This window comes from Streptomyces sp. CLCI03, assembly GCF_053615355.1.
Genome location: NZ_CM132132.1, coordinates 6,016,220 through 6,030,752 on the forward strand (window position 1 = coordinate 6,016,220; position 14,533 = coordinate 6,030,752).

A 14,533-nucleotide genomic window follows, 5' to 3' on the forward strand; every position below is an offset into this window, starting at 1 on the left:
TTCGAACGCAGTGCCGGGTGCGGGACTCGAACCCGCAAGCCCTCACGGGCAGATGTGTTTGAGACATCCGTGTATGCCATTCCACCAACCCGGCAGGGTCGCACGTCGGAGTGTACCGGGTGACCACGCGGCGGCGCTGCTAGGTAGGCTCATCCAAGCAGCAGAGCCCCGCAAAGAGGAGCATCCGTGACCGCCGAGCACGAGTCGACGCCCACGCCCGACGCCGACCAGTCGCACGTTCCGCCGCTGACGACCCGCGTCGTCATCGCCGAGGACGAGGCGCTCATCCGTCTCGATCTCAAAGAGATGCTCGAAGAAGAGGGCTACTCCGTCGTCGGCGAGGCCGGTGACGGCCAGACGGCCGTCGAGCTCGCCCGTGAGCACCGTCCCGACCTGGTGATCCTCGACGTGAAGATGCCCGTCCTGGACGGGATCTCCGCGGCCGAGAAGATCGCGGAGGAGTCCATCGCGCCCGTGCTGATGCTCACCGCGTTCTCGCAGCGCGACCTCGTCGAGCGGGCGCGGGACGCCGGTGCGATGGCGTACCTCGTGAAGCCGTTCAGCAAGAGCGACGTGGTGCCGGCCATCGAGATGGCCGTGTCCCGGTTCGCGGAGCTGCGTGCGCTGGAGCAGGAGGTCGCCGACCTGTCGCAGCGGCTGGAGACCCGCAAGCTGGTGGACCGCGCCAAGAGCATTCTGCAGACGCAGTACGGGCTGACGGAGCCGGCCGCCTTCCGGTGGATCCAGAAGTCGTCCATGGACCGCCGGATGTCCATGCAGCAGGTCGCCGAGGTCGTCATCGAGGACGCCGAGGCGAAGAAGAAGGAGAGCGGCAAGTAGCGGCCGCCCCCGGACATGCGTGAGGCCCGCCTCCCCCCGAGGGGAGGCGGGCCTCACACGTTGTGTCAGTCCTCGCCGAGGTAGGCCTTGCGGACGTCCTCGTTGTGGAGGAGGTCGCGGCCGGTGCCGGAGAGAACGATCTTGCCGATCTCCATCACGTGCGCGCTGTCGGAGAGCGAGAGCGCCGCCTGGGCGTTCTGCTCGACGAGCAGGATGGTCATGCCTGCGGCCTTGAGGTCCTTGATGGTCGCCATGATCTTCTGCATCATCAGCGGCGACAGGCCCATGGAGGGCTCGTCCAGCATCAGGAGCTTGGGGCGGGACATGAGCGCGCGGCCCATGGCGAGCATCTGCTGCTCGCCGCCGGAGAGGGTGCCGGCGGCCTGCTTGCGACGCTCACCCAGGATGGGGAACATCTCGTAGGCGCGCTGGACGTCCGCCTCGATGCCCTCCTTGTCGGTGCGCAGGAAGGCGCCGAGCTGGAGGTTTTCGGCGATCGTCAGCCGGGGGAAGATGTGGCGTCCCTCGGGGGAGTGGGCGAGGCCCAGGGAGACGATCTTGTGGGCGGGTACGGCGGCCAGGGGCTGGCCGTCGAAGGTGATGCTGCCGCTCTTGGGCTTGATGAGCCCGGAGAGGGTGCGCAGGGTGGTCGTCTTGCCGGCGCCGTTGGTGCCGACGAGGCAGACGATTTCGCCTTCGTTGACTTCGAAGGAGATTCCCTTGACGGCTTCGATCTTGCCGTAGGCGACCTTGAGGTCTTCGACCTTGAGCAGTGCGGTCACTTGGCCTCTCCTTCCGTGCTGGTGGTGCTGTCCGAGTCGGCGTCGGCCGGGGCGTCGGTGTCGCCGTCGGTGTCGGCTTCGGCCTCCGCTTCGGTGTCGGCGTCGGTCTCGGTGGCTTCGGCGGTGGCCTCGGCAGCAGCCTCGGTCTCCGTCTCGGCCTCGGGCTCGGCTTCGGTCGCTGCTGCGGCTTCGGCGGCGGCTTCCGCTGCTTCGACGGCGGCGTCGTCGGCGGCGCCCGGGTCGCCCTCGAAGGGCTCACCGAGGTAGGCGGCGATGACGCGCTCGTCGCCCTGGACCTCGGCGGCGGTGCCTTCGATGAGCTTCTCGCCCTGGACGAGGCAGGCGACGCGGTCGCAGAGGTTGAAGATGAAGCGCATGTCGTGCTCGATGACGAGGACGGCGATGCCCATGTCGCGGATGGCGAAGATGAGTTCTTCGGCAGCGCGGGTTTCCTGCGGGTTCATGCCGGCGGTGGGCTCGTCCAGGAGGATGAGGCCGGGGTCGCTGGCGAGGGCGCGGGCGATCTCCAGCTTGCGCTGTTCGCCGTAGGGGAGGTTCTTGGCCAGGTGCTGGGCCTTGTTCTCCAGGCCGATGAACTCCAGGAGTTCCATGGCGCGCGCTTCGCTGGCGGCTTCGGCCTTCTTGAAGCCGGGGCCGCGCAGGAGTGCGGACCAGAGGCCTTCCTTGGTGCGGGTGTGGCGTCCGACGAGGACGTTCTCCAGCACGGTCATGTTGTGGAAGAGCCGGATGTTCTGGAAGGTGCGGGCGATACCGGCCTCGGTGACCTTGTGGGGCTTGGGAGGCAGGACCGTGCCCTTGTAGCTGACGCTGCCCTCGCTGGGGACGTACAGCCCGGTGAGGCAGTTGAAGAAGGTGGTCTTGCCGGCGCCGTTGGGGCCGATGAGTCCGACGATCTCGCCCGCGTTGACCTGGAGGTCGACGCCCTTGACGGCGGTGAGGCCGCCGAAGCGCATGGTGACGCCCTTGGCTTCGAGAACCGTGGTCTTGGTGGTGGTGGACGTGGTGTCCGTGGTGGTCGTCATGTCGTTCACGCCCCCGCCTTGGCGGTGGCCAGGTCCGTGGGGGCCTGGTCAGCGGTGTCGTCGTGGAACTCGAGCTGCGCGCGCTTGTTGGCGATGAGGCCTTCGGGGCGGAAGCGCATGAGCAGGATGAGGGCGATGCCGAATGCGAGGAGCTGGTAGTCCTGGAGGAAGGCCAGCTTCGCCGGGATCAGGAAGAGGAGTGCGGCGCCGAGGATGGGGCCGCGGATGGTGCCCATGCCGCCGAGGATGACGGCGGCGAGGAGGAACGCGGAGTTCGGCGGGACGGGCCCGGCGAAGACGTAGTTCTCGGGGACGACCGTGCTGTTGACGTGTGCCTGGACGGTGCCGGCGAGGCCGGCGAGGGTGGCGCCGAGGGCGAAGGCGATGAGCTTGACCTTGAAGCCGTTGATGCCCATGGCTTCGGCGGCGGTCTCGTCCTCGCGGATGGCGACCCAGGCGCGGCCGATGCGGCTGCTGCCGGCGCGGGCGAAGACCACGACGACGAGGGCCATCACGAGCAGCATCAGGAAGTAGTAGTTGGCGTAGGCGCCGAGGGTGATGCCGCCGACCACGTGGGATTCCCCGAAGTTCCACCCGAAGAGTTCGAGGTGGGGGATGTTGGGGATGCCGTTGGGGCCGTTGGTGATGTCGGGGCCGGAGGTGCCGTCGAGGTTGCCCATGGCGATGCGGAAGATTTCTCCGAAGCCGAGGGTGACGATGGCGAGGTAGTCGCCGCGCAGGCGCAGGGTCGGGGCTCCGATGACCACGCCGAAGATGAGCGAGGCGAGGGCGCCGACGATGACCGCTGCCCAGAAGGGGAGGTGGATGCCGAAGGCGGATGCGGTGCTTCCGGAGACCAGGGCCGCGGCGTAGGCGCCGACGCCGAGGAAGGCGACGTAGCCGAGGTCGAGGAGGCCGGCGAGGCCGACGACGACGTTGAGGCCGAGGGCGACGGTCGCGAAGATCAGGATGTTGACCGCGATCAGCGTGTAGGTGTCGCCGCTCTGCTGGATGAACGGGAAGGCGATGGCGGCGGCCGCGGTGCCGATCAGTGTGACCTGGCGGTACTTGGCGGTGAGGCCGCCGAGGCGGGCGAAGAGGCCGGACTTGTTCAGCGCGAAGGCGGCGAGGCCGACGGTGATCAGGTAGGCGACGAAGAGCTGCGGTTCCTTGTCATCGGTGTCGATGCCGTAGGTGATGACGAAGAGACCGATGGCGAAGACGGCGGTGATGATGAGGATTTCCGCCCAGGAGGGCAGTTCCTTGGCGGGGGCCGCCTTGCGGGTGTCGTCGGGGAGCTTGCTCACGGCGATGACCGGGATGAGCGAGCCGACGAGGGCGACGAGGGCGCCGGGTTCCAGGTTGACGACTCCGCCGAGGACGACGGTGATGGCGAGGACCGTGAACCAGGTGGCGGCGAGGTTGCCGAGGGTGAGGAAGAACAGCGCCTTGCGGGAGCCGTTGGGGGTGAGCCAGCCGAGGCCCTTGACGCCGAGCGCGGAGAGCGCGTGGGCGAGGGTGAGGGCGGCTCCGGCGAGGGTGACGTACTGGAGGCCCGCGGGGCTTCCGTAGTAGGTCAGGTCGCCGGGGAATTCGGCGGTCCACGTCCACGCGAGGAAGGCGCTGACGATGGTGAGGAGGCTGCCGGCGATGACCGCGTAGAGGAGGGTGGTGGGCGCGGGGCCCTGCTTCACCGTGTCGGCGGTCTGCGGGGTCTGAGCGGTGGTGTTGGTGGTCATGGTTCTCACGCCCGATCCGCGACGCGCTCACCGAGCAGGCCTTGTGGCCGCACGAGGAGGACGACGATGAGGAGTACGAAGGCCCAGACGTTGGACCAGGCGCCACCGCCGAGCTGCGACATGCCGGGGATGTCTTCGATGTAGGCGATCGAGAGGGCTTCGGCGAGTCCGAGGACGACGCCGCCGACCATGGCTCCGTAGATGTTGCCGATGCCGCCGAGGACGGCTGCGGTGAAGGCCTTGAGGCCGAGGATGAAGCCCATCTCGAAGTTGATCTGGCCCTTGTCGAGGCCGTAGGCGACGGCGGCGACGGCGGCGAACGCGGCACCGATGGCGAAGGCCATGACGATGATGCGGTCGGTGTTGATGCCCATCAGCTTCGCGGTGTCGGGGTCCTGCGCGGTGGCCTGCATGGCGCGGCCGCTGCGGCTCTTCTGGACGAAGATGCCGAGGGCGAGCATGCAGAGCGGGGCGAGGATGAGGACGAAGAGGTCCGCGCGCTGGATCGCCAGGCTGTCGGTGATCTTGAAGGCTGCGCCCTTGAACTCAGGGAAGCTGACGGCCTTCTTGGCGTCCGGGTAGAACTGCCAGACGAGCTGCTGGAGCGCGATCGAGAGGCCGATTGCGGTGATGAGGGGTGCGAGCCTGGGGGCGCTGCGCAGTGGGCGGTAGGCGAAGCGTTCGGCTGCGCAGGCCACGGCGACGGAGGTGGCGGCACCTCCGATGATCATGACGGGTATCGCGATCAGCAGGGAGGTGCCGGTCGGGAGGATGGCGTAGGCGCTGAGCGCGCCGAAGCCGCCGATCATGAAGATCTCGCCGTGGGCGAAGTTGATGAGCTGGACGATGCCGTAGACCATGGTGTACCCGATGGCGATGAGGCCATAGAGAGCACCGAGGGCCAGGCCGTTGGCCAGCTGTTGCGGCAGTTCGTGCACCGCAGGGCCTCCGATGAGCGTGTCGGATAAGACTCCGCGCGAGGGCGCTGTTTGCGCCCTCGCGCGGCGTTGGTTCAGGTGGTGCGGGTGTTGCTGGGGACTACGGGCTTACTGGTTGAAGGTGTCGCTCTTGACGTCGACCCACTTGCCGCCCTCGACCTTGTAGACGGTGAGCTGCTTGTTGGTGGTGTCGCCGTACTCGTCGAAGGCGACCTTGCCGGTCACGCCTTCGAAGGAGACCTTGCCGAGCGCCTCGACGACCTTGGCGCGGGCGTCGGTGGGCAGCTTGCCGTTGTTGGCGGCGACGGCGGCCTTGACGGCCTGGATGACGGCCCAGCCGGCGTCGTAGGAGTAGCCACCGTAGGCGGCGTACGGGTCCTTGTAACCCTCGGCCTTGTAGTCCTCGATGAACTTCTTGGCGGTGTCGAGCTTCTCGACCGGGTAGCCGATGGAGGTGGCGAGGTCGCCCTCGTTGGCCTCACCGGAGGCGCTGATGAAGGCCGGGTCCTGGATGCCGTCGCCGCCCATGAGGGGGACGTTGGCGCCGGTCTTCTTGATCTGGTCGGCGAGCAGGCCGCCCTCGGGGTACTGGCCACCGAAGTAGACGGAGTCGGCGCCGGAGGACTTGACCTTGTCGGCGGTGGAGGAGAAGTCGGTCTCCTTCACGGTGACGTGGTCGGTGCCGACGACCTCGCCGCCGAGCTTCTTGAACTCCTCGGCGAAGATCGCGGCGAGGCCGGCGCCGTAGGTCTGCTTGTCGTCGACGATGAAGACCTTCTTCTTGCCGGCGTCCTTGAAGAGGTACTGGGCGGCGAACTTGCCCTGGACCACGTCGGTGGCGGCGGTGCGGAAGTAGGTCTTGAAGCCGCGCTTGAACTCGCCCTTGCCCCAGTTGTCGCCCTGGCTGAGCGCGGGGTTGGTGTTGGCGGGGGAGACCTGCGCCAGGTTGGCGGAGGCGAAGACGCCCTGCATCTGCTGGGCGACGCCGGAGTTCAGCGGGCCGACGACGCCGAGGACGTCCTTGTTGCCGACGAGCTTGGTGGCGTTGGCCTGACCGGAGGCGGGGACGGCCTGGTCGTCGAGGGCCTCGACCTTGAACTCGATGCCCGGGACCTCGTTGTTCTTGTTGGCCGTCTTGGCCGCGAGGTCGACGGAGTTCTTGATGCCCTGGCCGAGCGCGGAGAGCGAGCCCGTGAGCGGGGCGTCCACACCGATGACGACGGTGGTCTTCTTGCCGCCGCCGTTGTCCTTGGAGTCTCCGCCGTCGCGCGATCCGCAAGCGGTGAGGGTCAGTGCTCCCGTGGTGATCACGGTGGTGAGGACGAGCAAAGAACGGTGTCGCACGATTCTTCCTTTCCCTGGCGCGGCTCTCTCGTGAGAGGTGCCGTTAGGTCGCCGGGCCGCACTGGGAGGTCCACGGCCGTGCTGATTGCGCCCTGCGGCGCGGTGACTGGCCGTGACTCTAGGCCCGAGGTGGCGAGCACGGGGAGCAGGGAAAGGAGGATGTGACGCTCTTGTTATGCCAAGGCCAAGAATGTGTAGCGGGAGTGTGGACAAATCGGACGTTTTCTTACCTTGGTGGGTGTCCGCATCCTGAGAATTACCAGTTCTCCTAAGGGGCTTGAGGCCTTCATGCACCTGTCTTAGATCATTTTCGGCCGAATGTGGCTGCGCGTGTCCAAAGGAATCCTCCGAGTGGGCTTTCTTAAGGGAAAAGGGGGATTCCGGCCTTCATGTGCATTACGCAGAGTGACGGTCAAGAGGGCAGTTTCGAAACCGAATGGATCTTGTTCGAGTGGCGGCACGGCCCCTCACCTGCGGTTCGGTCCCGCGGGGGTATCTGCCCGGAAGACGGACACCGCACTCGGGAATGCGGTGACCTCGGTCACGTCGGCGGGCGCCAGTTCTCGGAACTCGTCGTCGCGCCGCCCTCGGCGGCGCAGCGCTGCGCCACGAACCGGTCGATGAGCTCAAGTGCCTTGTCCCGTCCGGCAGTTCGCTCCTCGGCGCGTCCTGCGGCCACCGCGTCCTCGTGGATCGCGTACTGGGCGTTGGACAGGCCCTTCTGCTCCCAGTCCAGACCGGACCACGTGGTGCCCAGGAGGGTCTCCTTCGCCCAGTAGGACACGAGGTTCGTGCACACCTGTACGGGGGAGGGCGGAGCGGTCGTGGCGGGGTCGACGGGGCCGGCGGAGGGGCTCGCGGAGCCCGCCGCGGAGGGTGGCGCGGAGGATGAGCATCCGGTCAGGGCGAGCGCCGCGAGAAGGGTGTGGGCGGCGTACCGGGCCGTGCGTGGCATGGTCCCCATGGGGGGACCGTAGGCCGTGACCATCGGTGACACAACAGATGTCGCCGCGAAGCGTGCGGACTGGCGGATTCCGGGCGGTTGACGGACGCGGTGCCGTCCGGGAACGCACGGAGGCCCGGATCCGCCGCCGTCCGGGCGGGGTCCGGGCCTGTCGGGTCGTGCGGGGGTGCGGTGGCGAGGCCGGGCGGCCGGTGCCCGGGGGCCGGCCGCCGGGGGATCAGGCGCCCGCGGCGGCCTGGTCGGCGTCGCGCAGCAGGCAGGTGAGGCGGGCGGTGCAGATCCGCTTGTCCTGCTCGTCGGTGATGACGATCTCGAAGGTGGTCGTCGAGCGGCCGCGGTGGACCGGGGTGGCGACGCCGGTGACGATGCCGGAGCGGGCGCCCCGGTGGTGGGTGCAGTTCAGGTCCACGCCGACGGCGATCTTGGTGATGCCGCCGTGCATCATGGCGCCGACCGAGCCGAGGGTCTCGGCCAGCACGGCGGAGGCCCCGCCGTGCAGGAGCCCGTACGGCTGGGTGTTGCCCTCGACGGGCATGGTGCCGACGACGCGGTCGGCCGAGGCCTCCAGGATGCGGATGTCCATCCGCTCGCCGAGGTGTCCCGCCGAGAACAGCGAGGGCAGGTCGATGCCCAGGGCCGCGTACTCGTCGAGGACCCCCTGCGGGAACTTCACTGCGTGCTGCTCGCCCATGGTCAGGCTCCGTTCGTCAACGATCGTTAACCGTCTTGTCCTGAGGTCGTTCTATCAGGCCGGTTCGAAGCGCACGACGACGGACTTGCTGGCCGGGGTGTTACTGGTGTCCGCGGTCGAGTCCAGCGGGACCAGCACATTGGTCTCCGGGTAGTACGCGGCCGCGCACCCGCGGGCCGTCGGGTAGTGCACGACGCGGAAGCCGGGCGCGCGCCGCTCCACGCCGTCCTTCCACTCGCTCACCAGATCCGTGTAGGAGCCGTCGGCCAGGCCCAGCTCGGCGGCGTCCTCGGGGTTGACCATGACGACGCGGCGACCGCCGGTGATGCCGCGGTAGCGGTCGTCGAGCCCGTAGATGGTGGTGTTGTACTGGTCGTGGCTGCGCAGGGTCTGCAGGAGCAGCCGACCCGCCGGGACGCGCGGGTACTCCACGGGCGCGGCCGTGAAATTGGCCTTGCCGGTCTTCGTCGGGAAGCGGCGCTCGTCGCGCGGGGCGTGCGGGAGCTGGAAGCCGGCGGGGCGGGCGACGCGGGCGTTGAAGTCCTCGAAGCCGGGGATCACGCGGGAGATCCGTTCGCGGATCGAGGCGTAGTCGCGCTCGAACTCCTCCCACGGGGTGGCGGAGGCCGCGCCGAGGACCGCGCGGGCCATGCGGGCCACGATCGCGGGCTCGGAGAGCAGGTGCGGGGAGGCGGGGGCGAGGTTGCCGCGAGAGGCGTGGACCATGCCCATGGAGTCCTCGACGGTCACGAACTGCTTGCCGCTCGCCTGGACGTCCTTGTCGGTACGGCCGAGGGTGGGCAGGATCAGGGCCCGCCGGCCGGTGACCGCGTGGGAGCGGTTGAGCTTGGTGGAGACGTGCACGGTCAGCGCGGTGCGGCGGATCGCGGTCTCGGTGACCTCGGTGTCGGGGGTGGCGCCGACGAAGTTTCCGCCCATCGCGAAGAGGACCTTGGCCTCGCCGTCACGCATCGCCTGGATGGAGCGGACCACGTCGTAGCCGTGCCCGCGCGGCGAGGTGATGCCGAATTCCTTGTCGAGGGCGTCGAGGAAGGCGGGCGCGGGGCGCTCGAAGATCCCCATGGTGCGGTCGCCCTGCACGTTGGAGTGGCCGCGGACGGGGCAGACGCCGGCGCCGGGGCGGCCGATGTTGCCGCGCAGCAGGAGCAGGTTGACGACCTCGCGGATGGTGGCGACGGCGTGCTTGTGCTGGGTGAGGCCCATGGCCCAGCAGATGATGGTGCGCTCGGAGGCCAGGATCATGGCCAGCGCCCGCTCGATCTCGGGGCGGGTCAGGCCGGTCGCGGTGAGGGTCTCGTCCCAGTCGGCTTCCTTCGCGGCGGCCACGAGTTCCTCGTAGCCGTGGGTGTGCTCGCGGATGAAGGTCTCGTCGGTGGCGCCCTCGGTCTCGATGACGAGCTTGTTGAGGAGGCGGAACAGGGCCTGGTCGCCGCCGATGCGGATCTGCAGGAAGAGGTCGTTGAGGGCGGTGCCCTTGAGCATGCCGACGGGGGTCTGCGGGTTCTTGAACCGCTCCATCCCGGCCTCGGGCAGCGGATTCACCGAGATGATCTTCGCGCCGGCGGTCTTGGCCTTCTCCAGGGCGGAGAGCATGCGCGGGTGGTTGGTGCCCGGGTTCTGCCCGGCGACGATGATCAGGTCGGCCTGGTGGAGGTCTTCGAGGGAGACGCTGCCCTTGCCGATGCCGATGGTCTCGGTCAGCGCGGAGCCCGAGGACTCGTGGCACATGTTCGAGCAGTCCGGCAGGTTGTTGGTGCCGAACTCGCGGGCGAAGAGCTGGAAGAGGAACGCGGCCTCGTTGCTGGTGCGGCCCGAGGTGTAGAAGAGGGCCTCGTCGGGGGAGGAGAGGGCGGTCAACTCCTCCGCGATGATCGCGAAGGCCTTCTCCCAGCTGACCGGCTCGTACCGGTCGCCGCCCTCGGGGAGGTACATCGGCTCGGTGATGCGGCCCTGCTGCCCCAGCCAGTAGCCGGACCGCGTGGCCAGATCGGGCAGCGGGTGCGCGGCGAAGAACGCGGGGGTGACCCGGCGCAGCGTGGCCTCCTCCGCGACGGCCTTGGCGCCGTTCTCGCAGAATTCGGCCGTGTGCCGCTTGTCGCCCTCGGGCCAGGCGCAGCCCGGGCAGTCGAAGCCGTCCTTCTGATTGACCTTGAGGAGCGTGCGCGCGGTCCGGGCCACGCCCATCTGCTGCTGGGCGATCCGCAGGGTGTGCCCGATCGCCGGCAGGCCCGCGGCCGCGTGCTTGGGCGGTGTGACCTGCGGTGCGTCCTGTACCGGATCGCCTGTGGGCGGCTTGGTCGCCATCGCGCTCCCCTTCGAGCGTACGTACGTATGCAGCACGTGTGGCCGCGTCCTTCGATCCTTGCACGGACCACGGAATCCGGGGAGGGCGGTCCGGTGCTCATCGGGCCCCGACCGGGTGCGCCGGGGGCGTCCGGTGGGGAGGATGCGCCGGGGGAGACGACGGGCCGGAATTGTCGGTGGGGGCGCCTAGGATCGGTGCGTGGCAGATTCATCAGCGAAGAAGACCGACCAGCCGCCCGCAGCGGACCGTCCCCGCCTGATGCTCATGGACGGGCACTCCCTGGCCTACCGGGCGTTCTTCGCGCTGCCCGCGGAGAACTTCACGACCGCGACGGGGCAGCCGACCAACGCCATCTACGGGTTCGCGTCGATGCTCGCGAACACGCTGCGCGACGAGGCGCCCACGCACTTCGCGGTGGCGTTCGACGTCTCCCGCAAGACGTGGCGCTCGACGGAGTTCCCCGAGTACAAGGCGAACCGCTCCAAGACCCCCGACGAGTTCAAGGGGCAGGTCGAGCTGATCGGCGAGCTGCTCGACACGATGCACGTGCCGCGGTTCGCCGTCGACGGCTTCGAGGCCGACGACGTGATCGCGACGCTGGCGACGCAGGCCGAGGCGGCCGGCTTCGACGTCCTGATCGTCACCGGTGACCGGGACTCCTTCCAGCTCGTCTCCGAGCACACCACCGTGCTCTACCCGACCAAGGGCGTCTCCGAGCTCACCCGGTTCACCCCGGAGAAGGTCGAGGAGAAGTACGGGCTCACCCCGCAGCAGTACCCGGACTTCGCGGCACTGCGCGGCGACCCGTCCGACAACCTGCCGGGCATCCCCGGCGTCGGCGAGAAGACCGCCGCCAAGTGGATCACCCAGTTCGGGTCGTTCGCGGAGCTCGTGGAGCGTGCCGACGAGGTCAAGGGCAAAGCCGGGCAGAACTTCCGGGACCACCTGGAGGCCGTCAAGCTCAACCGCGTCCTGACCGAGATGGTCAAGGACGTGGAGCTGCCCAAGACCCCCGCCGACCTCGTCCGCGCCCCCTACGACCGGACCGCGATGCTCGGCGTGCTGGACGTGCTGGAGATCCGCAACGCCTCGCTGCGCGAGCGCCTGCTCGCCGTGGACCCGGGCGCTGCCGTGGAGGAGGCCCCGGTCCCGGCGGCCGGTGTGGAACTGGACGCCTCGGTGCTGGGCACCGGCGAGCTGGCGCCGTGGCTGGAGAGCCACGCCGGCGGCCCGCTGGGCATCGCGACCGTCGACAGCTGGGCGCTGGGCCAGGGCAATGTCACCGAGATCGCGCTGGCCGCGGCCGGCGGCGCCGCCGCCTGGTTCACCCCCGCCGACCTCGACGAGGCGGACGAGCGGGCCTTCGCCGCCTGGACGGCCGATGCGGCCAGGCCCAAGGTCGTGCACAACGCCAAGGGCCTGATGCGGGTCTTCCCCGAGCACGGCTGGACCCTCGCCGGCGTCTCCATGGACACCGCGCTCGCCGCCTACCTCGTCAAGCCGGGCCGGCGGTCCTTCGCCCTGGACGCCCTGTCCATGGAGTACCTGCACCGCGAGCTGGCGCCCGCCGCCGCCGACGGCCAGCTGGCCTTCGGCGCCGACGAGACCGCCGAGGCCGAGGCCCTGATGGCACAGGCCCGCGCCGTCCTGGACCTGGGCGACGCCTTCACGGACAAGCTCGCCGAGGTGGGCGCCGCGGAGCTGCTCCACGACATGGAGCTGCCCACCTCCGAACTCCTCGCCCGGATGGAGCGGTCCGGCATCGCCGCCGACCGCGACCACCTGGAGGCCATGGAGCAGCAGTTCGCGGGAGCCGTGCAGCAGGCCGTGAAGGAGGCGCACGCCACCGTCGGCCACGAGTTCAACCTCGGCTCGCCCAAGCAGCTCCAGGAGGTCTTCTTCGGCGAGCTCGACCTGCCGAAGACGAAGAAGACCAAGACCGGTTACACCACGGACGCGGACGCGCTGGCCTGGCTGGCCACGCAGACCGACCACGAACTCCCGGTGATCATGCTGCGGCACCGGGAGCAGGCCAAGCTGCGCGTCACCGTCGAGGGCCTCGTCAAGACCATCGCCGCCGACGGCCGGGTGCACACCAGCTTCAGCCAGACCGTCGCCGCGACCGGCCGGCTGTCCTCCACCGACCCCAACCTGCAGAACGTGCCGGTGCGCACCGACGAGGGCCGCGCCATCCGCCGCGGCTTCGTCGTCGGCGAGGGCTACGAGTCCCTCATGACCGCCGACTACAGCCAGATCGAGCTGCGCGTCATGGCCCACCTCTCCGAGGACGAGGGTCTGATCGAGGCCTTCGCGACCGGCGAGGACCTGCACACCACCGTCGCCTCCCAGGTGTTCGGCGTGGAGCGGTCCGCGGTCGACGCCGAGATGCGCCGCAAGATCAAGGCCATGTCCTACGGACTGGCCTACGGGCTCTCCGCGTTCGGTCTCGCCCAGCAGCTGAACATCGAGCCCGCCGAGGCGCGCGGCCTGATGGAGACCTTCTTCGAGCGGTTCGGCGGGGTCCGGGACTACCTCGGCCGGGTCGTCGACGAGGCCCGCGCCACCGGATACACGGCGACGATCTTCGGCCGCCGCCGGTACCTGCCCGACCTCAACAGCGACAACCGCCAGCGCCGCGAGGCCGCCGAGCGGATGGCGCTGAACGCCCCCATCCAGGGCACCGCCGCCGACATCGTCAAGGTCGCGATGCTGCGCGTGGACAAGGCGATCGCCGAGGCCGGCCTGCGCTCGCGGATGCTGCTCCAGGTCCACGACGAAATCGTGCTGGAGATCGCCCCGGGCGAGCGTGAGCAGGTCGAGGAGCTGGTGCGGCGCGAGATGGGCGCCGCCGTCGAGCTGCGGGCCGCGCTGGACGTGTCGGTGGGCGTCGGCGCGGACTGGGAGTCCGCCGCGCACTGATCGCCGTACGACGGACCCGGCGCCCGTTCCGACCGCTCAGGCGGTGGGGACGGGCGTCCGTGTTTCCTCGTCCGCAGGGCGCCCGGTCCGGTCCCGCCGGTGTCGCAGCCGTACGAGGACCCCGTACACCAGCAGCGCCACGATCAGTCCGCCGCCCGCGCCGAAACAGATGGTCGGGATGATGTCGAGCGGCGTACGGATCCGGTCGAAGAAGTCGAAGAAGCGGAACACGCGCCGGGTGGCCCCGGCCGCCACGCACACCACGAGCAGGGCGAGCGCACCCCAGAGCTCCGCGCGGGAGAGCACCGGCACGGACGCGGGAGCCGGGAGGGCCGGCAGCCGGCGCAGCGCGGTCACCGTGAACCAGAGCAGGGCGCACGCGGCGACGGCCGAAGTGCCGTACTGGAGGAAGGAGTAACCCGGCAGACCGTAGACGAGCGGCACGGCGAGATCGGGCAGCGCGTTCGTGCCCCAGCGGTCGTTGTGCGTGAAACTGTCCCACCCCACGTGGGTGAGGGACCCGACGACCGCCGAGACGTAGAACCAGCAGAGCAGCGCCGCCCGTCGGGACCGCTCGCGCCACACCTCGCCCCGCACGAACGCGTACACCCGGCCGCGCCAGTCGCGCGGCAGGAGCGCGATCAGCGGCTCGCGCAGGAGGAGCCAGAAGCCCACGAGGACGGCGGTCAGCACGGCGTCCAGGGTGACGACCCCCGGCAGCGAGTGCGTGAAGGCCCCGTACGTCAGGACGCCTTCGACGATCGCGTCCGTGAAGTAGAAGGTGTCCGGCGCGAACGACCCGAGGACGAGCGCCGAGGCGACGAGGGGGCCCCGCGCACGCCCGGTCCGACGGATGGCCGGAAGTACGGCGGCCGCGTGGCTGAGAGTGAACGGCATGACACCTCTCCTGCGTGTTCCTGTGAGCGTCCCTTACTTCGGGCCAATGC

At 69.4% G+C, this 14,533-nt stretch carries 11 protein-coding genes and 1 tRNA gene; 2 read left to right on the top strand and 10 right to left on the bottom strand.

The genetic code is table 11. The annotated features are described in order from the left end of the window. Positions 1-11 precede the first annotated feature (11 nt). Positions 12-94: transfer RNA gene (locus tag ACWG52_RS27770), tRNA-Leu, on the bottom strand. Between the two features lie 92 nt (positions 95-186). On the opposite strand from ACWG52_RS27770, the gene ACWG52_RS27775 reads away from it, so the two are divergent. After that, entirely contained in the window at positions 187-840 is a 654-nt protein-coding gene (locus tag ACWG52_RS27775) for an ANTAR domain-containing response regulator (protein ID WP_030008501.1), read from the top strand. A 65-nt stretch (positions 841-905) separates the two neighbouring features. Here ACWG52_RS27775 and ACWG52_RS27780 read toward each other — a convergent pair whose 3' ends face one another. From ACWG52_RS27780 to ACWG52_RS27815, 8 genes are all read right to left on the bottom strand, one after another. After that, the gene (locus ACWG52_RS27780; protein ID WP_030720578.1) at positions 906-1,622 is read right to left on the bottom strand and encodes an ABC transporter ATP-binding protein; all 717 of its coding nucleotides are present in this window, start codon (positions 1,620-1,622) and stop codon (positions 906-908) included. Next, on the bottom strand, positions 1,619-2,665 hold the full coding sequence (locus ACWG52_RS27785) for an ABC transporter ATP-binding protein (protein WP_453129082.1): 1,047 nt from the start codon (positions 2,663-2,665) through the stop codon (positions 1,619-1,621). The genes ACWG52_RS27780 and ACWG52_RS27785 overlap by 4 nt, the downstream gene beginning before the upstream one ends. 5 nt (positions 2,666-2,670) lie before the next feature. Further along, positions 2,671-4,404, bottom strand: coding sequence for a branched-chain amino acid ABC transporter permease (locus tag ACWG52_RS27790; RefSeq protein ID WP_389809112.1), 1,734 nt, complete (start codon positions 4,402-4,404; stop codon positions 2,671-2,673). 5 nt (positions 4,405-4,409) lie between these two features. Beyond that, positions 4,410-5,342 (bottom strand): branched-chain amino acid ABC transporter permease, encoded by a 933-nt coding sequence (locus ACWG52_RS27795; RefSeq protein WP_033222142.1) that lies wholly within the window; start codon positions 5,340-5,342, stop codon positions 4,410-4,412. Positions 5,343-5,450: 108 nt separating this feature from the next. Continuing rightward, positions 5,451-6,686, bottom strand: a complete 1,236-nt coding sequence (locus ACWG52_RS27800) for a branched-chain amino acid ABC transporter substrate-binding protein (protein ID WP_150256965.1) — start codon at positions 6,684-6,686, stop codon at positions 5,451-5,453. Positions 6,687-7,227: 541 nt separating this feature from the next. After that, positions 7,228-7,650 (bottom strand): hypothetical protein, encoded by a 423-nt coding sequence (locus tag ACWG52_RS27805; RefSeq protein WP_389808740.1) that lies wholly within the window; start codon positions 7,648-7,650, stop codon positions 7,228-7,230. 217 nt (positions 7,651-7,867) lie between these two features. Next, complete coding sequence (locus ACWG52_RS27810; protein WP_389808742.1) at positions 7,868-8,341, bottom strand: PaaI family thioesterase; 474 nt, start codon at positions 8,339-8,341, stop codon at positions 7,868-7,870. 54 nt (positions 8,342-8,395) lie between these two features. Beyond that, positions 8,396-10,666 (bottom strand): FdhF/YdeP family oxidoreductase, encoded by a 2,271-nt coding sequence (locus ACWG52_RS27815; protein ID WP_389808745.1) that lies wholly within the window; start codon positions 10,664-10,666, stop codon positions 8,396-8,398. 265 nt (positions 10,667-10,931) lie between these two features. Between ACWG52_RS27815 and polA the strand changes: the two genes are divergently transcribed. Continuing rightward, positions 10,932-13,586, top strand: a complete 2,655-nt coding sequence (gene polA, locus ACWG52_RS27820; protein WP_390139683.1) for a DNA polymerase I — start codon at positions 10,932-10,934, stop codon at positions 13,584-13,586. Positions 13,587-13,622: 36 nt separating this feature from the next. Here polA and ACWG52_RS27825 read toward each other — a convergent pair whose 3' ends face one another. After that, positions 13,623-14,483: a DUF4184 family protein gene (locus ACWG52_RS27825; RefSeq protein ID WP_389808747.1), complete on the bottom strand. Its 861-nt coding sequence runs from the start codon at positions 14,481-14,483 to the stop codon at positions 13,623-13,625. Between the last annotated feature and the right edge of the window lie 50 nt (positions 14,484-14,533).